Genomic DNA, 21,472 nt, shown 5'->3' on the forward strand with positions numbered 1-21,472 from the left:
GACCAGATCTTCTCACCCGTCAGTTCCCGTTCGTCCTGCGGTCTGGAGAATGGGGACATGCATCGCCTAAGCAGCCTGCCGGGGGCCGACACCGATGGGCCGATCTCCTACGTGGAGCAACCCACTGCACCGGTGTTGTTTCTGACCAGCGCCAGCTCGGATATCTCCGCCCTGGCAAGGGTTCTAGACGAGCAGACGCAACCGCTCTGGGAGGACGGAATCCGTGCATTGCCGTTGGATGCCCTGTCCCATCCTGCGCAAATCGATCATTACCTGGCCCTGTGCACGAACAAGACGCAACTGATCGTGATCAGATTGCTCGGGGGTCGTGGTCACTGGTCCTATGGCCTTGAACAGTGCTGCTCATGGCTGGGGAAACAGCAGGGCCGGCAACTCCTTGTTTTGGCCGGCACTCCTGACCAGGAACGTGAACTGCATCCACTCAGCAGCCAGCCTGAGCCCTTCTGTGATGCCATGGCACGGCTGCTGCGCGAAGGCGGAGCCGACAACCTGCAGCGTTGGCTCGACGGTCTGGAATGGGTCCTGTCGACGGCTTCAGGCCGGACGTCTGCCATGGATGCACCGTCACTGACTCTGACGGCCAGTCCCGATCCTGATCCCTACGACTGGCGGCAGGAAGACGGGCCGAACGTCGGGGTGCTTCTCTACCGCGCCCATCGTCAATCAGCGGATGTTCACTGGTGCGATGTCTTGCTCGAAACCCTGCGAGCGCGTGGACTGGTGCCAAAAGCGCTCTGGGTTAGCAGCCTGCGTGATCCGGCCGTTCAGAGGGCTGTGAAGGATCTGTACCGGCAACAGGCCGTGGAGCTGGTGATCACCTGCACATCCTTCGCTTCTGTTCAATTTTCGGAAGCTGGTCTGGGTGCACCCCTCTGGGATGACCTGGATCGTCCTGTTCTGCAGATGCTGAGCTCAGGACGTTCCCGTGAGAGCTGGCAGGACTCGTTTCAAGGCCTTGATCCCATTGATCTCTCCCTTCAGGTTGTGCTGCCGGAGCTGGATGGTCGAATCACAACGCGGATCGGAGCCTTCCGAGAGGTGGACCACGCGGATGAGCGTTTATGCACGGCGGTCAAACGCCTCGAGCCTGATCGCGCTGGCCTGCACTGGATTGCTGAGCACGCCAGGGCCTGGGTCGACTTGCGATCCACACAGGCCGAACAGCGTTCAGTGGCACTGGTCCTGGCGAATTACCCTCTCAGAAACGGTCGCCTGGCCAATGGCGTGGGTCTCGATACGCCGGCAAGTTGTCTCAACATCCTCCGCTGGCTGCGCGATGACGGATTCGATCTCGGTGATCTGCCTCTGCCGAAGGATCCTGATCTGCTGATCCAACAGGTTCTCAAAGGTCGTACCAACGATCCAGAAAGTCAGATCAGGCCACCGCTCACCCATCTGCCGCTCTCGCACTATCAGCGCTGGTGGTCATCGTTGCCTGAGGCCGCCAGGTTGCCGATTCTGGATCGTTGGGGTGAACCAGAGCATGCGATTGATCTTGAGCCGCTTGGCTTCGCCATCCATGGTGTGCGATTCGGCCATGTTGTGGTTCTGGTGCAGCCCAGTCGTGGTTACGACGCCGATCAGCTCAGTGATCTGCATTCTCCAGATCTTCCCCCTCCCCATCGCTATCTGGCTCAGTACCTCTGGTTGCGGGAAATCCACCACTGTCAACTGATGCTGCATGTGGGGAAGCACGGCAGTGCGGAATGGCTGCCTGGCAAGTCAGTCGGTCTCAGTCCATGTTGTGCCCCTGCGCTCGCACTGGGTGCCATCCCCCATCTTTATCCCTTCATCGTCAACGATCCAGGCGAGGGGTCACAGGCCAAACGCAGGGGGCATGCGGTGATCCTGGACCACCTCACACCTCCTCTCGGCAGGGCTGGTCTGCATGGATCCATGCTGTCTCTGGAATCACTTCTGGACGAATACATCGAAGCCAGGCAACTCGGTGCCTCTCGATGCGATCAGATCCAACAACAGCTGATCCAACTGCTGATCGATCTGAACTGGCCGTCGATGGAGAGCATCCTGGCGAACCAGAGCTCATCAGAAGCGATCGTTGACTTGCTCGAGCAGGTTGAGACCTACTTGTGCGAACTCAAGGAAGCACAGATCAGGACTGGGTTGCACCGGCTGGGGGAGCATCCCCAACCAACCCAACTGGCAGAGTTGTTGCTGGCGATCGCCCGCTCTCCGGCGTCTGATCGTCCTGGACTCACCCAGTGGATGAGTCGCAGTGTCGGCCTTGAATGCGATCCCTGGAAGGACGAGGACGGAACTGTGTTGTCCGATCAGGATCGGCGCATCCTGGAATGTCATGGCTGTCATCAGCCTCGGCGACTCAGTGATGCGGTGGAGTGGATAGAGGCACAGGCCGCAAGGCTTCTGCTGAAGCTGATCGACGGCGATCAATCGCAGCAGCACGACCAGGCCATACCGCTCGATGACTGTTTTCAGCAATTACTTCTTTCAGAGAAACTGCCCAGTCCACTCCAGTTCATCAAGACTGATCTCTGGCCTCGGTTGCAGCAATCCGCCAGTCATGAACATCAGGCCGTACTGGCGGCAGCGAGCGGCCAACGGATCGCTAGCGGTCCTTCTGGCGCACCAACCCGTGGACGAGATGACGTTCTGCCGACGGGGAGAAACTTCTATTCCGTGGATCTCAGAGGTCTACCCACTGAAGCTGCCTGGGATCTGGGTCGACGCAGCGCGGAACAGCTGCTGGATCTTTACGAACTCGAGGAGGGAGAACCTCTGCGGCATCTGGCCTTATCGGTCTGGGGAACAGCCACCATGCGCAATGGAGGCGAAGATATCGCTCAGATGTTTGCCCTGCTCGGCGTGCGGCCGGTCTGGGATGGCCCGACACGGCGCATGGTGGACCTCGAGTTGATTCCCTTGACACTGCTGGAGCGACCGCGCGTTGATGTCACTCTGCGCATGTCGGGTCTGTTCCGGGATGCCTTTCCACAGCTGCTTGCCTGGGTTGATCGAGCCTTGTCCATGGTGGCTGGTCTTGATGAAGCCGACAGGGACAACCCTCTGGCAGCTGTCACACGCAGCCGCGGTCCTCAGGCTCGTCTGTTCGGATCCGCACCAGGCTCCTATGGCGCCGGTCTTCAGGCCCTTATCGACTCAGGTCAGTGGGAACGGCGTGATGAGCTTGGAGAGGCCTACCTGGCCTGGAGTTCCTGGAGCTATGACGCCGAAGCGAAAGCCCATAACGACAGGGTGGGACTCGAACAGGCTCTTCAGGACGTTCAGGTTGTGCTGCACAACCAAGACAACAGGGAACACGACCTGCTGGATTCCGATGACTACTACCAGTTTCAGGGGGGGTTGGCAGCTGCGGTGAACAGGGTCAGCGGCAACGATCCGAAACTGTTTTTCGCTGATCACTCCCGAAGTGAACGGTTGCGGATTCATCGACTGGATCGTGAGATCGACAAGGTCGTCCGCAGTCGGCTGCTCAACCCACGCTGGATCGAAGGGATGAAGCAGCACGGATACAAAGGTGCCTTCGAGATGGGGGCCAGCCTTGATTACCTGTTCGCCTACGACGCCACAACCGGTTCTGTTCCGGATTGGTGTTACGGCCGAATCGTTGAAAGCTGGCTGCTTGCCGAGGATGTAAGAGAGTTTCTCTTGCGACGTAATCCCTGGGTCATGAGAGATATGGCCGAACGCTGTCTGGAGGCAGCCACAAGGGGACTCTGGTCCGATGCCGATGCCTCGTTGCTCGATGCGATCCGTCGTGTCCTGCTCGAATCGGAGCGTGCGGTTGAAGGAGTTGACATCAACCGCTGAGGCTTGATCTTATTTGTTGAGATCCCGAACCATGGAGAGGAAAGGATCGATTGAACCAGGCTTATTACTCTTCTGAGAACCTGAGCTGGAAGGCTTCGGTTCCTCTTTGGGTTTGAGCTCCTGTTTGCGAGCCAGAGGAGCCGCATCAGGGGCAGCGAGAGCGTTCACACCTGCCTGCTTCAGTGCGTTGCCTTTGAGCCGCTCGTCCAGTTCCGATTGCGACATCGTTTCCGCAAAGGTTTTCTTCACCGCTTTGGGAACACCGGTATTGACGCTGACCGTTTCCTTTTTGACAACCTGATCGCCCAGACCCTCACTGCGCCTATCGACTTTAAGATCCGTGGCGTCCACTGCAGTGACCATCTCCTTCATCCCAGGGCTGTCAAGAGTTCCTGGAAACGTGTGGCGAATGGTCTTCGACTCACGCATGTAGTCGCGGTCGCCAAAGGTTGACGCGCTATCGCTGTCGAGGAAAAAAGCTTCCTGTTTCGGCTTTTTGGCCTTGGGAACTTTTGCAGACTCGTTTTGATCCGAGCGGGAATTAAGCAGACGATCGAAGAGGCCCATACCCAGAGAAAGGGAATTCCGTCGAACTTAGCGACCTTCCAGGTTCAAGCCGTGACTATCTGTTCCACACGTACGCAAAAGGCCAAGGTTCTTCAAACGACGATCGATGGCTTCACAGACCACAGGAGACCAGCTCCAGCGGGTTTGCATGTCGTAGTCATACCAGGCTTCACCCCCGTCAAAGCCGAGTTCTGCAGCAGCATCGATCAGATCTGCAAAGCCGACCCTGTACCGACCTGGATGGGCAAGAATGGCCAGACCGCCTGCCTCATGGATCGCTCGACAGACGCTCTCCGCTCTGAGATCCTCTCCGACCGCTGCATCACCGCTGTTGTAGACAGCGAGTGCCTTGTGCCCAGGTTCAAAACCAAGAGCCAACACATGGACAAGACAGCCTCGCAGGATGGCGCTGATCTCCATACCGCTCCAGAGAGTCGGAACCTTGTCACCACGCTGACGACGTTGGTTGAGCCAGTCGAGCATCGGTAGAAACGAAGCACTGGAGTGGTGATCAGTCACAGCAAGATGACTGAGACCACGTTCAGTCGCCTGTTCAATTAATTGAAGTGGTTGCAGACTGCCATCACTGCATTGTGTGTGGCAGTGGAAATTACAGATATCAGGGCAGCTATCGGGACCGACGTCTCTGAGAACCTCTCGAAGAGGGTGAGATTCAACTGACAAGACACGCCCCCAGCCGACGAGCATCAACAACTGATCTTTTCAGGATGATGGTATCAGCAGAGCAGTCGAATCGGAAGATCAAGGGAATCAATAGTTTGCAACATCGATATTTCTGACAAAGCAATGTGAAGCTCTAAAATCAATCTTGAGACGAATATTGCAGAACTTACAATGACAGCTCAAGCCAAGGATTAACGACAAAAAGGCTTGACAAAAACAGTGAAGCGAGTCAGCACTCTTTACAGTTGTTGAAAAAACAAGCCTTGTTGATCATGTAACAGTATAGTTGAGGCAAGCGTCATCAAACCAGCGTGTCTGATAAAAAATCTAAGCTTTTAATCCTTTATTCAACCGTTGATGGACATTCTAAGCATATTTGCGAATACGCCCAGGAAAAGCTGAATGAAGACAAGGCGATAACCATTGCCTCTCTTGATACAGATTCCGAGCAAGACCTTTCTGATTTTGATGAGGTTCTGCTTGGCGCAAGTGTCAGATATGGCTATCACAGAAAAAACGTATATGAATTCGTCAGAAAGAATAAAAATATGCTCTCTGAGAAAAAGACGGCATTTTTTTCACTGAACCTAACGGCGAGAAAGCCTGAAAAGGGAACCCCTGAGACCAATCCCTACATCGTTAAATTCTTGAAAAAGGTCGAATGGGATCCCGATTTGAAAGGCGTTTTTGCAGGCAGACTCGACTATCCCAGCCTCAACTGTCCCAACAGATTGGCGATTTTACTGATTATGGCCATCACCAATGGTCCAAAAGACCTCTCTAAAGTTCATGAATTCACGAATTGGACAAAAGTCGATGAGATGATTGAGTCAATTAGAAATTTTTAAACGCTTTCATCTCTCATTGATCAACACATGTCATAGGGATTCAATGAATTGCTTGGCATGATTTTGGTGCTTCCGCAGAACATCGGAATCCATTCGATCCAGATTGCGGGCCATCATCGCCAGCCGGAACTGACCACGGAAGAAGTCCTCATGTGTCTTGATGAAACTCCAGAAAAGTCCATCCCAGATGTCGCACCACTCTCCTTTGCGGTAATCCGACATCTTGCGCACGTAATTCGAGCCGGAGAGATAGGGCTTGGTGGAAAATAGGCCTCCATCAGCAAACTGACTCATGCCATACACATTCGGGACCATCACCCAGTCGTAGGCATCGACGAACAGCTCCATGAACCAGCGATAGACACGGTTGGGATGAAAGCCGCAAAGCAGCATCACATTGCCCAGCAGCATCAAACGCTCGATGTGATGGCAATAGCCAGTGTCCAGAGCGTGGTGAATGGCGTCATCGATTGGGGGCAGGCCGGTTGTGCCCAGATAGAAGGCCTCGGGGATGGGCCTGTCATCGAAGTCCCAGAAATTGCAGGTGCGCATCTCAACCCCATGGCGCTTGTACATCGCGGCCATGAACTCACGCCAGCCGATGATCTGGCGAATGAAACCTTCAAGTGAATTGAGCGGCACATCCCCCTCAGCAGCCCGTTCAAGCGTGCGATCGAGAACCTGTTGAGGTGTCAAGAGACCGATATTGAGCATTGGCGTAAGCACGCTGTGCCACATCACTCGATGCTGTGTGCTGATGGCGTCCTCATAGGAGCCGAAATCTCTAAATCGCTGCGTCAGAAAGTCCTGAAGCCAGGCATCCGCGGAATGGTGATCCAGGGGATAGGCGAACAGATCCCAGCGACCGATCAGCGGCAGATTTTCCTGTTCCAGCTCCTGACGCGACCGATCCAGCACAGCTGCTGAGCTGGCTGTTGGTTCCTCAGGAACAACGATTCCCTTGGGAAGCTTTTTGCGGTTGTCTGCATCAAAACTCCAACGACCTCCAACGGGGCCCCCATCCACTTCAAGTAGAACATTCAGACGTTTGCGCTGCATCTCATAGAACTTGGCCATAAGCGGCTTGCGACCTGTGGCGAAGTGCTCGTTGATGACGGAATCCGTCGTCAGAAACATCGGAGTGACTGTGATTTCGAGGTTGCAACCGTTCTGTTCTGCAAATCGATTCAGGCGCCTACTGAGAACGTCGTCGACAGGATCTGCCAGATGGAAGTGCTTGTAGCCCATTGAGAAGAGAGCCTGGAGATGTCCCTGCGTGTCAGGCGCCAGGTGATGGCGTCGTTCCAGAACAGAGAAGCCTCGTTTTCGCAGGCCCTCGGCGTAGACAGACATCGAACATCGATGAAGCAACAGCCGCTGACGATGCACCTGCATCGGCCAACGCGGGTCCGTACCGAAGAAGAGCGGATCCTCTATCAGCGCCACCGCCCGGCCTGTTTGAAGGCTGGGATGATCGGCAAACAGCTGATTCGGATAGACGACAGTGAGCTCCATCTCAGCCCTCCCCCGCCAGACGACACGCACGTCGTCCGATTGATGTGGCGTAGGCCCTGTCCACCGGACCTGACATGGGGCTGAGCTGGCCTGCCCTGCAGTTCATCACGACCTTTTCTCGATGGCCCAGCTGGTCGTTGAGTTTCAGCACGAGCTGCCAGTGATTCTTGGCGCTGCGTGTGATGTCATCCGCACAGACAGGCCCGGTGCAGAGTCCCGGTGAGGCGATGACCGCGCAAGGGGAGACCAAACCGATCATGAGACCCATCACCAGTGCAGCCAATGAGAAAGCACGGATCATGGTGTCGAGGAGCCCGGGTCTGGAATCTGCCCATCCTGCTCTGCATCCTGATCAGGGTGGAAAAAGCGATGGATATCTCTGGCCAGTGCCAACCCGACACCTGGCGCCTGAGCGAGGGTCTCCACAGGTGCCAGCTGAATGGCGTCGATGGAATGGAAATGGGCCAGCAGATCCTTCACCCGTTTAGGTCCAACACCAGGAATGTCAGACAGACGTGAACGTTTCATGCGCTCACCCCGTTGCTGTCGATGAAAGCTCACAGCAAAACGGTGAGCTTCATCGCGAAGGCGACGCAGCAGAGCCACGCCGAGCTGATCGGGTTCACTCTCCAGCGGATGACTTTCACCTGGCAGAAAAATTTCCTCTCTCTGTTTGGCCAGAGAGCAGACGTTGAGATCCTCCTGCAGGTTCAGCTCTCTGAGAGCTTCCATCACGGCGGAGAGCTGACCTTTTCCGCCGTCAATCATCACCACATCAGGCCAGTCGTTGAGACCATCGGTCTGCAGAGCACTTCCGCCTCTTTGTCGCAGAGCACCGACATCGACGCCTTCAGCCTTGGCGCGTGCCCAGCGGCGGAAACGGCGACGCATGATTTCAGCCATGGCCATGAAGTCGTCGCTGTGACCAGCCCTGATACTGCTGCTGCGGATCTTGTACTTGCGATAGTGCTGCTTGGCGGGCAGCCCATCAATGAACACCACCTGGGATGCAACGGCATCGCTGCCCTGAATGTGACTGATGTCATAGCCCTCGATGCGTCGAGGCGGCGAAGGTAGTTCCAGAAGCTGAGCCAGATCTTCGGTGGCGAGCGCCTGTTGCTCCTGACCCTGTTTCGCCCGTTGGAGCTCATAGTCGGCATTGCGCTGAACCAGTTCAATCAGATCTGCTTTCTGTCGCTGCTTGGGGCAGTGAATCTGAACCTTGCGTTCGCGCTGTTCCGTCAGCCACTCCTCAAGCAAGGGCTGTTGCAGAAGTGGATGCTGAACCAACAGCTCAGGCGGGATCTCAACCGCATCCACCTGGCTGTAATGCTCCTCGATCACCCGCTGAAGGATCTGTCCGGGATCCTGATTACAAGCATCAGCCATATACCCGAGTCGACCAACGAGCTTTCCTGCACGCATTTGAAACAGCTGAACAGCAGCCAGCCGTTCATCGGTCGCCATGGCAATCACATCACGGCTAACGGAAGCATCGGGCAGGCTCATTTTCTGATCTGCAGTGAGCTGATCGAGTCCCTTGAGCTGATCACGCACTTTTGCGGCTGCTTCGAAATCCAGTCGTTCGGCGTAACGCTCCATCTGTTGATGAAGGAGTCTCTGAAGCTCATCACTGCGCCCCTGAAACACCATCGCAACCTTGCGCAGCGTGCGGTGGTAATCCTCTGAGCTGATCTGCTCCTGGCAAACACCAGGACAACGTCCGATGTTGTAGTTCAGACAGGTGCGGTCCTGATGGAGTGGCCTGGGGCGTTGCCTGAGCGGGAACACCCGCTTCACGAGAAAGAGGGTTCGTCTCAGCAACCCCACATCCACATAGGGACCGTAGAAGCGATCCAACGGACTGCGAAACCGTCGACGCCGGGTGATGAAAATTCTCGGGTAAGGCTCACTCCAGGTGATGCAGAGATAGGGGTATTTCTTGTCGTCTTTGAGCAGCACATTGAAGTGCGGCTGTTGGTTCTTGATCAGGTTGGATTCCAATGCGAGAGCTTCTGCCTCGCTATCGGTCACGATGAATTCGATCTCACAGATCTGACGCACCATCAAGCGAATGCGCGGGCTCAGATCGTGGCGACTGCGGAAATAGCTGCGCACCCTGCTGCGCAGACTCTTGGATTTGCCCACGTAAAGCAGACGATCCTCAGCGTCACGCATCAGGTAGCAACCGGGTTCGGTCGGGATGTCCTTCAGCCGACGTTCCAGGCGATCAGGTTGCTCGAGCAAGGTGGGCATGCCGAGAATCTAGTGATGCCGGTGTGCATAGGATCCGGCCAGCTCCCGCTGAGGTTGTTGCGATGAAAGCGCTCTATCCAGGCAGCTTCGATCCTCTGACGCTTGGTCATCTTGATTTGATCGAACGCGGATCATCCCTGGTGGAGGAACTCATCGTTGCGGTGCTTCAGAACCCTGGAAAATCACCCGCCTTCTCACTGGATGAGCGACTTCATCAGATCCGTCTCTCCACGAGCCATCTCAACAATGTGCGTGTGATCAGTTTTGACGGTCTCACCGTCGAATGCGCCAGATCCAATGGCACGCGACTCATCCTCCGTGGTTTGCGTGCGATGAGCGACTTTGAATACGAGCTGCAAATCGCCCATACCAACCGGTCGCTGGATCCTGATTTTGAGACGGTCTTCCTCAGCACATCAGCTCACTACAGCTTTCTCAGCAGTTCAGTGGTGAAGGAAGTGGCTCGTTTCGGTGGATCTGTTGCACATATGGTCCCGCCGGTGGTGGCGGAGGACCTCATGAGGTTCTTTAATTCGGCTTTCAACCAACCGCAGCGATGAGCGAGATCCGGTTCTCCGTAATCGACCAGCTCGACCAGCTCGAGGAAATCGTGCTGGAGGGAAGTCGCATCCCCTTTAGTGGTGGACGGCTCGTGAATGAGCAAGATGCTGTTGAGTTGCTTGATGCGGTGCGTGAAGCCATGCCCGCTCAGGTCGAGCAGGCTGACCAACTGCTCCAGAAGCGGGTTGAGTTCATTTCCACTGCGCGCGCACAGGCCGACGAGATCGTCAACAAAGCTCAACAACAGCGCGAACAGCTTCTTGCTCAGGCATCCATCCGTCAGGAGGCGGAACGTCAGGTCAACGAAATGCGTGAACAAGTTCGTCAGCAGTGCGAGCAGATGCTGCAAGGCGTTCGCCAGCAGTCCGCCCAGATGGAGCAGGACATGCAGTCGAAGCACGCGCAGCTTGAGCAGCAATTCTCATCCCGTCGCCAACAGATTGAGCAGGAATCACTGCAACGCCGGCAACAGCTCGATCAGGAAGCCAACGAAATTAAGCGACAACTAACTGAGCAGCATGAGCGCAATCGGCAGCAGTCACTCCAGGAGCTCGAGCAAATTCGTGTGGAAGGACTTCGCCTGCAGAAAGAAGCACAGACTGAAGCGGAGCGACTGCACCAAGATGCTCTCCAGTTCCGACAGCAGACGCAGCAGCAATGTGAAACGCTGATTCAGCGCAGCCGCCAGGAAGCTGGGAATGTTCAGGACGGGGCCAACCGTTATGCGGAACAGACCCTCGGTGAACTCGAGCAGAGGCTCAAAGAGATGGCTCAGGTTGTTCTGGCCGGACGTCAGGAATTAGTCAAAATCCAAACGGGTCGACCAGAGTCATCCGAAGTTGAAGCCAAGGACGGCAAAACCGTCCCAATCAGCCGAGCACGTCGGGCCGCTTCACGGGTGCGACAGATGAGGGGCATGGGCTGAATCTCTTCACGGATCGCAGGATTTGCCCCATCACCGTGTTGGGGCGGACCGATCCGTTGGAAATCATGCTCACGTACCTGGGTCCATCGACGGTCTGCAGATAACCGGAAATGCTGCGAACTCCGCTGATGGTTCCTGTCTTGCCTCTGAATCGACCGTCAACAACACTTCCTCGATACAGATTGCGCAGAGTGCCTCTCTGTCCGGCAATGGCCATTGAGGCTTGGTAGTAGGCGGAGAAAGGGTGCTGATCCATGCGCATCAGCAGAGCAGCGATGGTGTTGCTTGTGACCCGATTGTTGCGTGAGAGACCACTGCCGTCAGTCACACGTAGGCCCTGAACCGGCAGACCTTGCTCGAACATCCAGCGCTCTATTGCGCGGGAAGCCGCCCTAACATCCCACAGACCAGAAGCCTGGCGCATGAGCACTTCTGCGGTGAAATTGTGGCTCTCAGTATTGGCAAGACTGAGCAACGCGTGCATGGGAGCAGAGCTTTCCTCGTGCAACACGACCGTGTTCTGCTGCACAGCTAAAAGCGTTTCAGCAACAGGTTGACCCCTCTGGATCTGGACCGTTCCCCCGCGACGAAGCGCTTCTTGCTGGAACAGTCGCTGGAGACGCGAGTAGGGGTCACTGACAGCGCCGCCAACGGCATTGCTGGTGAGGGCCAATCGTGTGATCGGAGCGCCATAGGCATAACCACGATCGGCAGGATGCCAATCGCTGGGCCACCAGTTGCTACGTGGCTCTTCGCGCACCATCAGCTTCACGCCAGCAATTGAATTGCCTCTGGCACCGCCTTGACGAAGGGCGGCAAGAACGAATCGCTGAAGACCTGCGATACCGAGATCAGGATCTCCCTGGCCGTTCAGTTCCATCGAACCATCCGGTCTCTGGATTAAACGGGTTTTCAAGCGAAAATCTGGGCCGAGGCGATCGAGGGCGTAGGCCGTGCTGATGAGCTTTTGATTGGACGCTGGAATTCTTGGAACGGCCCCGTTGATCGTTCCAAGGACATCTCCGTCGCTGTTGAGAACAGTGACGGACCAAACCCTCGCCTCACTACCAACATTGGATCTGAGAGCCGTTTGAAGAGCTGGGCACGAACGACCTTGCTGCAACTGGGGGAGTGGCTGCTCGGTCGGTGGCGGCGGTGGCATCGTCAGCGGAACCAACTGACTGGCAGCCACGGGCATGGCGAGTGGAGTCAGAAGAAGTCCTGAGGTGAGGAACGCTGTTCTCATTGAAGGGAGACTCCACTGACAATTCCGCTCACCCGATAGAAACGGCCCTCAAGTTCTACAGGAATTCCCACTTTCAGCTTGGTGCCTGCCATCACAACACCGGACGAAGTAACGGTGGCGTCACCTTGGAGAACGAAACGGGCATCAAGCATGCCCTGAATCTCCCTGTTGGGGTCATCCGCCATCACAACACTTCCATCTGGGAGGACGGATGCAAGCTGGCGCCTGATGTCGTCGACCCTGATGAGTTGCACGCTTCCAGCGGGCTGATTGCGTATCACCAGTGATGTGCGGCCTGATTGGAGAGCTTCCGCAATGAATTGATCCGGATCCGCAACACTGGTATTACGGATGTCCACGGTGACTTCAACAGGTTTGATGGCTCCTGTGGCCCTGGCGACCGTGTTACTGAGCTTTGGACTCCACAGAACACCTCCCACAGCCACAAGAGCAACAACCGCCGCGGCTGCGTCAATCACGGAGATTGATCGAAGGCGTTCAGAGAAGGCCATGGGAGAAAGCTTGAGAGGGCAACACTAAAAGTGATGGGCCTGGCAATCAACCACGCAAATCATCGATGAAGCGATCCATCGCCCCGAGGGTCTGACTCAAACCGTCGCCCGCACCGGCCAGGGCTTGGTCAATTTGTTCTTGATCCGGACGGACATCGAATTGCTTGACCCAGCGATATCCGTCCGGATCCTGTCGGAATAGTTCCCATTGCTGCTGATGTTCCTGCATCAGAGCACCTTGGATAAAGGGTTCCAAATGAAAGGCCGATTGCCAGGTCGACATGAATCCCTTACGACGCTGACGAGCCACGCTGCCGATTCCGACCGCAGCATCTTCAAGACGGCTGTTCAACAGCACGACCGGTTCAAACCACTGACTGCAGATTGCTTCCACGGTTTCGTAATCGCTGGGTTGAGCGCCGACGATCAGCAACAGATCACCACGGCCTGCCCAAGCAGGGTCGCGTTGAAGCTGATTCAGATCAACGCAGCAGTCGGCAAGCTCGGGTCCATCACGCTTGGCCAGAGCTGCGGCTCCTGCATCTGGCCAGGCCAGGAGCAAGCCAATCCCGCTGTCCTTCAGGGCTTGAGACAGCCTGATCGAGGGCCCAAGCAACCGCAGACCCTCGAACTTCCAGGTCACTTGCCAGCGACCACGACGTTTGGAGCAGAGAACCTCACTCAGAGCAACGAATGTTCGCTGTTCAGCTTCGGATAGGTCAGCAGGGAGAACGGCGCTCACCAGGCTCAGTCAAATTGTTTGGGCGGAGCGTACAGCCGCTGCAGCATCAACTGCACAGTGACTGTTCAAGTCCGGCTTGGAAGCGATGCACGATCTCATCAAGGTGCTGACGCTCAATCCAGGGCCCAAGACTGAGTCGGACGCTGGATCGGCACTTGGTCTGAGGAAGCCCCATGGCAACCAAAACAAGGCTGTCGCTGTCTTTGCCAGAGGAACAGGCACTGCCGCTGCTGACAGCCAATCCACAGGCATCAAGACTGCGTACGAGCCGACGACCTGACACAGGCTGGCCGTTGTGATCGCAGACCAGCAGAGAAAGATGGTGAGGCAGCCGGTTCTCTGGATCACCACAGATCATCAAACGTTCATCTGTCAGTAATCGGTCGCGCAACGCATCGCGTAGATCAGCAATGCCGTGTCCTGATCGCGCGAGATCGGCTGGAGCACAGCACTCGATCTGATCGAGTGCAGCAGCCATCCCGGCAGCCAAAACAACAGATTCAGTCCCACTTCTGAGGCCACCCTCTTGGCCACCACCTGAAAAGAGCGGCATCAGCTCAGAGCGGTACGACTGACGCATCATCAAGAGGCCGATTCCTCTTGGACCCCCGCTTTTGTGGGCCGAAGCACTGAGCAAATCAACCGGTAAGTGTTTCCAGCTGGGGAGGCCCTGGCTCAGCACCTGCGTGGCATCGGTATGAATCGTGATGCCCCTTGTTCTGCAAGCTTCTGCAACCTTCAGCAGGGGCTGAATCGTGCCCACTTCACCCTGGCCCCAGACCAGGGAGACCATCTGAGTGGGAGGCGCCAACAGCTCCTCCAGATGTTCCAATTTGATCCTGCCCAGCTGATCAACAGGCCATTCGGTCACCTCCCAGCCGCTCTTGGTCAGCAGACGTGCCGCGCCTGAGACGGCGGGATGTTCCACCGAGGAGATCACAAGCCTGCCTGGCGAACGTGTTGCGGCAAGCCCATGAAGCGCAAGATGAATGGACTCGGTGGCTCCGGAGGTGAAAACCACGTCGCTGTGATCTGCACTAAGTTTTTCAGCAATCTGAAAGCGGGCCCTCTCCAACGCTTCAGAGGCTTTCAGACCGAATCTATGAAGGCTGGAGGGATTAGCCCAGGCCTGATCCTGGGTCTCGATCATGCGTTGAAGCACCCCCGGTCTGAGGGGTGCAGTGGCGCAAGCATCGAGATAAATCACACGTCTCTCAGGATTGGGACCCGCGTTGGAGTCGCGAGAGCGTTCGCTGTTCCAGGGACTCCGTGGCGATGTTGATCATCGAATCCAGCGAGTTGGAGGCAATGAATTCCTGAACTCTGGACTGGGCTTCCTCCTCAGAACAGTCTTCAGCTGGTTGGCGGTTGTCGGGCTCATTGCTGGCTGCCTTAGGAGACGCTGCTTGTTCAGCCTCTACCGATGTTCCATCAGTGGTTGAACTCTGAAACGGGACGAGTTCAGGATTCAGAACACCATCGAACACGGCAACAGCTGGTCCAGTCATGAACACCGATGCACCAGACTTCTCCCAGCTGATCTGAAGAGGCCCTCCTGGCAGCTCAACGGTGGCTTGTCGATCGCTAAGACCGAGCAGAACAGCAGCCACAAGCGTGGCGCAGGCACCGGTGCCACAGGCAAGCGTGGGACCAGCACCTCGTTCCCAGACTCTGATTTCGAGCTGAGAACGACCGTGCACCTTTAAAAAATGCACATTGGTTTTGGCCGGAAACACCTCGTGGCACTCGAGCTCTGCTCCCCAGCGTTCAAAGGGAATGGCGTTTAGATCATCGACGGGAACGACTGCATGAGGGTTTCCCATGCCCACAGCGGCCAGGGCAAGAGTGTCTCCATCAAGGCTGAGTTCACCCACCGGAAGACCCGTTGAGTCAGCATTGAGCGTGGTGGGGACAGAAGCGGGATCAAGTAAAGGAGCTCCCATATCCACACGGATCTGACCATCGTTCTGAAGTTCCGGAATGATCAAACCAGCGAGTGTTTCGATCGACCATCGACGACCTGGACCATCCCCATCACTGTCAGCGAGGAAACGCGCAAGACATCGAATTCCATTGCCGCACATCTCCGCTTCCGAGCCATCAGCGTTGAAAATGCGCATGCGCAGCTCGGCATCGCCTTCCGGAGGGAGAGCCAAGATCAATCCATCCGCTCCGATGCCAAAGCGTCGATCGCAAAGGCGTTGGACCCAGCCTGGATCTGGGGTATGAATCTCAACGGACAATTGCCCGGAACGTCCCTCCATCAAGATGAAGTCGTTGCCCAGCCCTTGATATTTGCTGAATGTCAGCATTCAGAACAAACCTGTGATACCAACACGTTACAGGATTTCGAAAACTGATATTCGATCCTCATCCTGCTCAACTCAGTAGCTCTGCAGAGCAATGTTGACGGAATCCGAGCTTTACATCTCAACCTCTTGAAGATCTCAAGTCAAGTTGTTGATTACAGAACAGCCCAACCTCCGAGCATTGCCACCAGTGATAGCATCAAAAGAAGCAAGAAATTCAACAAAATAATCTCTACAATACATTATTAATGAAATTGAAGAACCTGATATGCGAGAGGTGTCGATCCAAAGATTGCAGCACAAAGCCGAATCAAACGATACGATCATCAATGGTGCGATGCAATCTCAGAATCGCAATTCTGCAGATCACCTTGACTAGGGCGCTGTCCAGAAACCGCTGTAAAACCAGTCATCAATGAATTTATCCAGCTCTTGATCGGTGTCACAGCCACTCTCCATAATCAGTTCATCATCTGAATCCAATTTGCGAATTTCATAAAAATCTTCTGGTGTGTAATCACCTTCATCCAGCTGATCCAACATCGAGGCCCACTGATTCGTGAGCGCGATGAGTAACTGCTCTCTTGTCTCAGTGGTTAAGTTCAAAACAAGACCGTGATCAGTGCTTAGGTGGTTCTTTCAGATGTGTTGTCGTCTCGTCAGGTCAAGACAGATTCAGTCTGAAGGATCAATCGCTCAGGAACCAGGCATCCCCAAGAACTGATTGACGTGGCCAAGCGTCTTTGCTGGAGTGCAAACAACATTCCGTTTTCCCTTCCACACCATGGAGTCAACGGGCTTCGATCCCAGCTTGCCCGGTATCCGGTTGATTCAGTCGTGGATTCGTGAGCAGCGAGTGCTCGGGATCGAGCTGAATGATGGCCGCAGATTGGATGGCTGTCTCGCCTGGCAGGATCCTCAGTACTTCGCACTACACCGGGAAGACAGCAACGATCCCGTCTTGATCAATCGCCTGGCGGTTCTCACCATTCGCCCTTTGGCCTGAGTGACTTCGAGGCGGCTTCCAGAGGAAGGCCTCAAGCTGTGTCACGATCTCTCGCAGGTGTTTTCCTGATGTGACAGCCCCGCAGTCCTCGTCCATGCCCGAATCCAGCTCGGGGCTGTCCGATCGCTACGACCCCTCCCTTCTCGAAGAACAGTGGCAGCGCAAATGGGAACAGGAAGCGCTTTATCAAACACAGGATCCCAGGCCTGACCAGAAGGCGTTTTATGCGCTTTCGATGTTTCCATACCCCTCCGGCAGCCTCCATATGGGGCATGTTCGGAATTACGTGATCACCGATGTCATCGCCAGAGCTCAGCGGATGCGCGGTGACGCTGTGCTGCATCCGATGGGCTGGGATGCCTTCGGTTTGCCTGCTGAAAACGCGGCGATCGAACGCAATGTTGACCCCGGCGTCTGGACAGACCGGAATATCGATCAGATGCGAAGTCAACTTGGTCGCCTAGGGCTATCGATCGACTGGTCTCGGGAACAGGCCACATGCCATGAGGACTATTACCGCTGGACGCAATGGCTTTTTCTTGAGTTGCATTCAGCAGATCTGGCCTACCAGAAGGAAGCAACTGTCAACTGGGACCCCATCGACCAGACGGTGCTTGCTAACGAGCAGGTTGATTCCGAGGGGCGTTCATGGCGATCCGGTGCGCTGGTCGAGCAGAAGAACCTGACGCAGTGGTTTCTGAAAATCACCCAGTACGCAGATGCTCTGCTCGAAGACCTGGATCAGCTGCAGGGATGGCCTGAGCGGGTCCGAACGATGCAGGCCAATTGGATCGGACGCTCCATCGGGGCAGAAATCGACTTCCAGGTTGATGGCCACAACGACGCCACGATCACCGTTTTCACTACCAGAGCCGACACCGTGTTTGGTGTCACCTATGTGGTTATGGCACCTGAAAATCCACTCGTCGATGCTCTGACAACTGCGGATCAGAAAGAATCCGTTGAAGCGTTCCGCGATTTGGTCAGCGATCTGTCCAACGATGAGCGCACAGCGGATGATCGTCCCAAGCGGGGTGTGGCAACCGGTGCAGAAGCGGTCAATCCAGCCAACGGTCAGAAGGTTCCGGTCTGGGTTGCTGACTACGTTTTAGCGGAATACGGAACCGGAGCTGTCATGGGAGTTCCCGCCCATGACGAACGCGATTTCCGTTTCGCAAAAACCTACGAGCTGCCCGTGCAGCGTGTCATCCAGATGGATGGCACTGATGAACACTCCAATGACGGTGAGGCCTGGACAGGCCCTGGAACCCTGGTCAACAGCGGAGCCTTTGATGGCCAGAGCAATGACCAAGCCAAGCAGGCCATCACCGAACACGGCGCGACAAAAGGATGGGCACGAGCCAAGCGGCAGTACAGGCTGCGAGATTGGCTGATCTCGCGTCAGCGCTACTGGGGTTGCCCTATTCCAATCATTCATTGTGCGGACTGTGGCGCCCAACCGGTTCCAACAGATCAGTTGCCGGTAGCTCTGCCCAAAGACGTGAATCTTGCCGGCAAAGGTGGATCACCTCTCGCCGCACTCGATGACTGGGTGAATGTCCCCTGCCCAATCTGTGGGAAACCGGCACGACGCGAGACGGACACCATGGACACCTTCATGTGTTCCTCCTGGTATTTCCTGCGCTTCGCTGATCCGCAGAACTCCGATCGTCCATTTGAGAGCGAGGCCGTCAAAAAGTGGCTGCCTGTTCAGCAATACGTCGGAGGCATTGAGCACGCCATTCTTCACTTGCTGTACTCGAGATTTTTCACCAAAGCCTTGAAGGATCGCGGCTTGATCTCGATCAATGAGCCCTTCGAGCGCCTCTTGACTCAGGGAATGGTGCAGGGGGTGACCTACCGCAATCCACGGACGGGGAGATATGTCGCTCCCGCTCTGGTGGTCGACCCGGGTACTCCGAGGGACCCCGACGACGGCGAGGAGCTTGAGGTGTTGTTCGAAAAAATGTCCAAGTCAAAGCACAACGGAGTCGATCCAGCACTGGTGATTGACCGGTATGGAGCGGATACGGCTCGGATGTTCATCCTTTTCAAAGCGCCGCCGGAGAAGGATCTTGAGTGGGATGACGCCGATGTGGAAGGTCAATTCCGCTTCCTTCAACGTCTCTGGCGGCTCGTTGACAGCGTCAGCAAACTGACAGCTCCGGATCTATTGAGCAAAGACGTTTCAGGCATTCCCGCAGAGCTGTCCGAATCTGAAACAGAGATTCGACGGGCTGTTCATCTGGCTATTCAGGCTGTCAGTGATGATCTCAGCGGCGAGTTCCAGTTCAACACCGCGATATCGGAGTTGATGAAACTGTCGAATAGCCTTTCTGGAGCTGTGCTTGATGCATCAAGGCCGGTCCAGGTGGAAGCGATGGGAGCGCTGATCAGGCTGCTTGCTCCGTTTGCTCCACACCTTGCAGAGGAATTTTGGTTCCGACTCGGAGGACAGGGCAGTGTTCATCTCCAGGCCTGGCCTCAGCATGACCCTGCTGCACTCGTGCAAGACACGGTTGATCTGGTGATTCAGATCAAGGGAAAGGTCCGAGGAACCATTCAGGTTCCAGCTGAGTGCGACAAAGACACGTTGGAGGCCCTTGCTCTGGCAAGCGATGTAGCCAAGCGCTGGTTAGAGGGCAAGCCCCCCAGGAGGGTGATTGTTGTGCCAGGGAAGCTGGTGAATCTGGTGCCGTCCTGACGGCCAATCAGCATTTACTGAAACGCAGAGTTGCCGGTTTGTTCCAGTCACCCTGTGCCTGATAGCCCCGGTTATTGCCGGTGAGATGACGCACAATCCAGAAGACGGCTTCAACCGATCCTTCGCCGATGGCCTGCTGGATTTCCACGACCGAGCGGGACACCCCATCACTGAGCACGTCCTCAACCTGAAGCTGGAGTTTGAGGATCGCAGCTGCTGCCTTCTTGCCGGCTTCCACGCCAGGCTGGTGATAGGCATTGATGTTGACCAGTTCTCCGTAAAAGCCAACAGCACGTTCGAAAAGAGCAATCAGAGCGCCGAGTCGGCGGGCATCGAACTGACGCATGCTGATACTCAGACTCTGACGACCTCCCTCTGTGAGAGCTGAACGGGTTCCTTGAACGAAGCCATCAAGAAAGTCTCCAGGCCGCTCACCATTGATCTCAGGGATGTCCTCCACATCGCGAAGCACTTCGATGAAGGTCACGAAGAAATTGTCAACACCATCTCGCAGCTGCTGAACGTACGCGTGTTGATCCGTTGATCCCTTGTTGCCATAAACGGCGATGCCCTGATGGGCGACATCACCATTGCGATCGAGGCGCTTGCCGAGGGACTCCATCACCAACTGCTGCAGGTATCTACTGAACACCTCCAGGCGATCGCGATACGGGAGCACCACCATGTCGCGCTTGCCCTTGCCTCCCCCCGCGGAGTACCAAGCTGCGGCCATCAGAGCTGCAGGGTTGCGGCGCACATCATTCACACGAGTGGCTTCGTCCATCTGAGAAGCACCTGCCAGGAAGCTGCGGATATCAGATCCGATCAAAGCTCCCGGAACCAGGCCAACAGCACTGGTGATGCTGGTGCGTCCGCCGACCCAGTCGAACATGTCGAAACGCTGCAGCCACTGTTCAGCAAGGGCCTGCTGGTCGAGCTTGCTCTCAGCCATGGTGATCGCCACAGCCTGAGCCGACCATTGACCACCGACTGCTTCCAAGCGATGGCGTGCCTGCTCCATCCCGAGATGGGGCTCAGGTGTACCACCCGACTTGCTCACCGTTACAACCAAGGTGGTCCGTAGAGCATCGCCAAGCTCAGCGAGCACCCGACTCATTCCATTCGGATCCACATTGTCGAAAAAGTGAAAAGGAAGTCCGACACCCTTCTCCTGAAGGGCCCGGATCATCAGCAAGGGGCCGAGTCCACTGCCACCAATGCCGATCCAAAGAACATCCGTGAACGGTTGACCGGTCGGAGACTTGATCGTTCCATTGATCACCGCCTTTCCGAACTGCTCAATCTGATCAATTTCAGTGGAGATGTGCTGACCTACTTCCGGATCAGGAGCCAGCTGAGGATGCCTTAGCCAATAGTGACCAACCTGACGATTTTCGTCGGCATTGGCGATGGCACCGTTCTCAAGGGCCTTCATGGCCTCAAAAGCCTTCTCCAGTCTGGGCGTGAGTTCCTCAAGCTGAGCATTGTTCAGGTGCATGCGGCTGACATCCAGCCACATTCCGAGGTCCTCGTGATGCCAGAGAAGATCACAGAATCTCTGCCATTGAATCTGGGCATCAGTGGCACTGAAATCCGGGAAACTCATCTAATGGAGAGAACTCTCTGTGCAGAAGTTATCCAGGATCCTGCGGAATGCCCATGAACTGAGACACCACGGCTAATCTCCGTCAATGCTTCCTGACAGGCTCAATTTCTGCTCCGCAATGGTCCCGAGAGCGATCACTAGCCTTACAGCCCTGGCCATA

General features: G+C 55.8%; 18 protein-coding genes. 6 read left to right on the top strand and 12 right to left on the bottom strand.

What is annotated here, in order from left to right; all coding sequences use genetic code 11:
* Nucleotides 1-57 precede the first annotated feature (57 nt).
* On the top strand, nucleotides 58-3,831 hold the full coding sequence (cobN, locus tag SIB42_RS10280; RefSeq protein WP_067094650.1) for a cobaltochelatase subunit CobN: 3,774 nt from the start codon (nucleotides 58-60) through the stop codon (nucleotides 3,829-3,831).
* 9 nt (nucleotides 3,832-3,840) lie between these two features.
* Here cobN and SIB42_RS10285 read toward each other — a convergent pair whose 3' ends face one another.
* Both SIB42_RS10285 and SIB42_RS10290 read right to left on the bottom strand, forming a co-directional pair.
* Nucleotides 3,841-4,398 (bottom strand): hypothetical protein, encoded by a 558-nt coding sequence (locus SIB42_RS10285; protein WP_067094653.1) that lies wholly within the window; start codon nucleotides 4,396-4,398, stop codon nucleotides 3,841-3,843.
* Nucleotides 4,399-4,425: 27 nt separating this feature from the next.
* Complete coding sequence (locus SIB42_RS10290) at nucleotides 4,426-5,106, bottom strand: PHP domain-containing protein (RefSeq protein WP_067094656.1); 681 nt, start codon at nucleotides 5,104-5,106, stop codon at nucleotides 4,426-4,428.
* 287 nt (nucleotides 5,107-5,393) lie between these two features.
* Here SIB42_RS10290 and hemG point away from each other — a divergent pair, with 287 nt between their 5' ends.
* Nucleotides 5,394-5,930, top strand: coding sequence for a menaquinone-dependent protoporphyrinogen IX dehydrogenase (hemG, locus tag SIB42_RS10295; RefSeq protein WP_067094659.1), 537 nt, complete (start codon nucleotides 5,394-5,396; stop codon nucleotides 5,928-5,930).
* Nucleotides 5,931-5,960: 30 nt separating this feature from the next.
* Here the strand turns inward: hemG and SIB42_RS10300 are convergent, their stop codons facing one another.
* The 3 genes from SIB42_RS10300 to uvrC are packed head-to-tail and all read right to left on the bottom strand — an operon-like array spanning nucleotide 5,961 to nucleotide 9,701.
* On the bottom strand, nucleotides 5,961-7,445 hold the full coding sequence (locus SIB42_RS10300; protein ID WP_067094662.1) for a cryptochrome/photolyase family protein: 1,485 nt from the start codon (nucleotides 7,443-7,445) through the stop codon (nucleotides 5,961-5,963).
* A 1-nt stretch (nucleotide 7,446) separates the two neighbouring features.
* Nucleotides 7,447-7,713 carry a hypothetical protein gene (locus SIB42_RS10305; RefSeq protein WP_156485190.1) on the bottom strand — a complete coding sequence of 89 codons (267 nt, stop codon included), beginning with the start codon at nucleotides 7,711-7,713 and terminating at the stop codon, nucleotides 7,447-7,449.
* A 29-nt stretch (nucleotides 7,714-7,742) separates the two neighbouring features.
* Nucleotides 7,743-9,701 (bottom strand): excinuclease ABC subunit UvrC, encoded by a 1,959-nt coding sequence (uvrC, locus tag SIB42_RS10310; protein ID WP_067094668.1) that lies wholly within the window; start codon nucleotides 9,699-9,701, stop codon nucleotides 7,743-7,745.
* 62 nt (nucleotides 9,702-9,763) lie between these two features.
* Here uvrC and coaD point away from each other — a divergent pair, with 62 nt between their 5' ends.
* Both coaD and SIB42_RS10320 read left to right on the top strand, forming a co-directional pair.
* Nucleotides 9,764-10,261 carry a pantetheine-phosphate adenylyltransferase gene (gene coaD, locus SIB42_RS10315; RefSeq protein ID WP_067094671.1) on the top strand — a complete coding sequence of 166 codons (498 nt, stop codon included), beginning with the start codon at nucleotides 9,764-9,766 and terminating at the stop codon, nucleotides 10,259-10,261.
* Nucleotides 10,258-11,187 (top strand): hypothetical protein, encoded by a 930-nt coding sequence (locus SIB42_RS10320; protein ID WP_067094674.1) that lies wholly within the window; start codon nucleotides 10,258-10,260, stop codon nucleotides 11,185-11,187. The genes coaD and SIB42_RS10320 overlap by 4 nt, the downstream gene beginning before the upstream one ends.
* Here the strand turns inward: SIB42_RS10320 and SIB42_RS10325 are convergent.
* The 6 genes from SIB42_RS10325 to SIB42_RS10350 form a co-directional block, all read right to left on the bottom strand.
* Entirely contained in the window at nucleotides 11,132-12,433 is a 1,302-nt protein-coding gene (locus tag SIB42_RS10325) for a D-alanyl-D-alanine carboxypeptidase/D-alanyl-D-alanine-endopeptidase (RefSeq protein ID WP_067094678.1), read from the bottom strand. The two genes, SIB42_RS10320 and SIB42_RS10325, sit on opposite strands and share 56 nt — an antisense overlap.
* Entirely contained in the window at nucleotides 12,430-12,945 is a 516-nt protein-coding gene (locus tag SIB42_RS10330) for a DUF4330 domain-containing protein (RefSeq protein ID WP_067094680.1), read from the bottom strand. The genes SIB42_RS10325 and SIB42_RS10330 overlap by 4 nt, the downstream gene beginning before the upstream one ends.
* A gap of 46 nt (nucleotides 12,946-12,991) precedes the next feature.
* On the bottom strand, nucleotides 12,992-13,687 hold the full coding sequence (locus tag SIB42_RS10335) for a DUF1995 family protein (protein WP_067094683.1): 696 nt from the start codon (nucleotides 13,685-13,687) through the stop codon (nucleotides 12,992-12,994).
* A gap of 46 nt (nucleotides 13,688-13,733) precedes the next feature.
* Complete coding sequence (locus tag SIB42_RS10340; protein ID WP_067094686.1) at nucleotides 13,734-14,894, bottom strand: cysteine desulfurase family protein; 1,161 nt, start codon at nucleotides 14,892-14,894, stop codon at nucleotides 13,734-13,736.
* Between the two features lie 7 nt (nucleotides 14,895-14,901).
* Nucleotides 14,902-15,999 carry a diaminopimelate epimerase gene (gene dapF, locus SIB42_RS10345; protein ID WP_067094689.1) on the bottom strand — a complete coding sequence of 366 codons (1,098 nt, stop codon included), beginning with the start codon at nucleotides 15,997-15,999 and terminating at the stop codon, nucleotides 14,902-14,904.
* Nucleotides 16,000-16,371: 372 nt separating this feature from the next.
* The gene (locus tag SIB42_RS10350; RefSeq protein ID WP_197459882.1) at nucleotides 16,372-16,536 is read right to left on the bottom strand and encodes a hypothetical protein; all 165 of its coding nucleotides are present in this window, start codon (nucleotides 16,534-16,536) and stop codon (nucleotides 16,372-16,374) included.
* A 184-nt stretch (nucleotides 16,537-16,720) separates the two neighbouring features.
* Between SIB42_RS10350 and SIB42_RS10355 the strand changes: the two genes are divergently transcribed.
* Together SIB42_RS10355 and leuS are read left to right on the top strand one after the other, a co-directional pair.
* Nucleotides 16,721-17,002, top strand: a complete 282-nt coding sequence (locus tag SIB42_RS10355) for an Hfq-related RNA-binding protein (RefSeq protein WP_231856399.1) — start codon at nucleotides 16,721-16,723, stop codon at nucleotides 17,000-17,002.
* A 70-nt stretch (nucleotides 17,003-17,072) separates the two neighbouring features.
* Entirely contained in the window at nucleotides 17,073-19,706 is a 2,634-nt protein-coding gene (gene leuS, locus SIB42_RS10360) for a leucine--tRNA ligase (RefSeq protein ID WP_067094695.1), read from the top strand.
* A gap of 7 nt (nucleotides 19,707-19,713) precedes the next feature.
* On the opposite strand, the gene SIB42_RS10365 is transcribed toward leuS, so the two are convergent.
* Complete coding sequence (locus SIB42_RS10365; protein WP_067094698.1) at nucleotides 19,714-21,312, bottom strand: glucose-6-phosphate isomerase; 1,599 nt, start codon at nucleotides 21,310-21,312, stop codon at nucleotides 19,714-19,716.
* Between the last annotated feature and the right edge of the window lie 160 nt (nucleotides 21,313-21,472).

The organism is Synechococcus sp. MIT S9508 (assembly GCF_047303045.1).
GTDB lineage: Bacteria > Cyanobacteriota > Cyanobacteriia > PCC-6307 > Cyanobiaceae > Synechococcus_C.

Excerpts from the sequence above, each read along its gene's own strand:
- SIB42_RS10305 (WP_156485190.1), bottom strand. The coding sequence starts at position 7,713 with ATGGGTCTCATGATCGGTTTGGTCTCCCCTTGCGCGGTCATCGCCTCA.
- coaD (WP_067094671.1), top strand. The coding sequence starts at position 9,764 with ATGAAAGCGCTCTATCCAGGCAGCTTCGATCCTCTGACGCTTGGTCAT.
- SIB42_RS10300 (WP_067094662.1), bottom strand. The coding sequence starts at position 7,445 with ATGGAGCTCACTGTCGTCTATCCGAATCAGCTGTTTGCCGATCATCCC.
- SIB42_RS10330 (WP_067094680.1), bottom strand. The coding sequence starts at position 12,945 with ATGGCCTTCTCTGAACGCCTTCGATCAATCTCCGTGATTGACGCAGCC.
- uvrC (WP_067094668.1), bottom strand. The coding sequence starts at position 9,701 with ATGCCCACCTTGCTCGAGCAACCTGATCGCCTGGAACGTCGGCTGAAG.
- cobN (WP_067094650.1), top strand. The coding sequence starts at position 58 with ATGCATCGCCTAAGCAGCCTGCCGGGGGCCGACACCGATGGGCCGATC.
- SIB42_RS10285 (WP_067094653.1), bottom strand. The coding sequence starts at position 4,398 with ATGGGCCTCTTCGATCGTCTGCTTAATTCCCGCTCGGATCAAAACGAG.
- SIB42_RS10320 (WP_067094674.1), top strand. The coding sequence starts at position 10,258 with ATGAGCGAGATCCGGTTCTCCGTAATCGACCAGCTCGACCAGCTCGAG.
- SIB42_RS10365 (WP_067094698.1), bottom strand. The coding sequence starts at position 21,312 with ATGAGTTTCCCGGATTTCAGTGCCACTGATGCCCAGATTCAATGGCAG.
- SIB42_RS10290 (WP_067094656.1), bottom strand. The coding sequence starts at position 5,106 with ATGCTCGTCGGCTGGGGGCGTGTCTTGTCAGTTGAATCTCACCCTCTT.
- SIB42_RS10325 (WP_067094678.1), bottom strand. The coding sequence starts at position 12,433 with ATGAGAACAGCGTTCCTCACCTCAGGACTTCTTCTGACTCCACTCGCC.
- dapF (WP_067094689.1), bottom strand. The coding sequence starts at position 15,999 with ATGCTGACATTCAGCAAATATCAAGGGCTGGGCAACGACTTCATCTTG.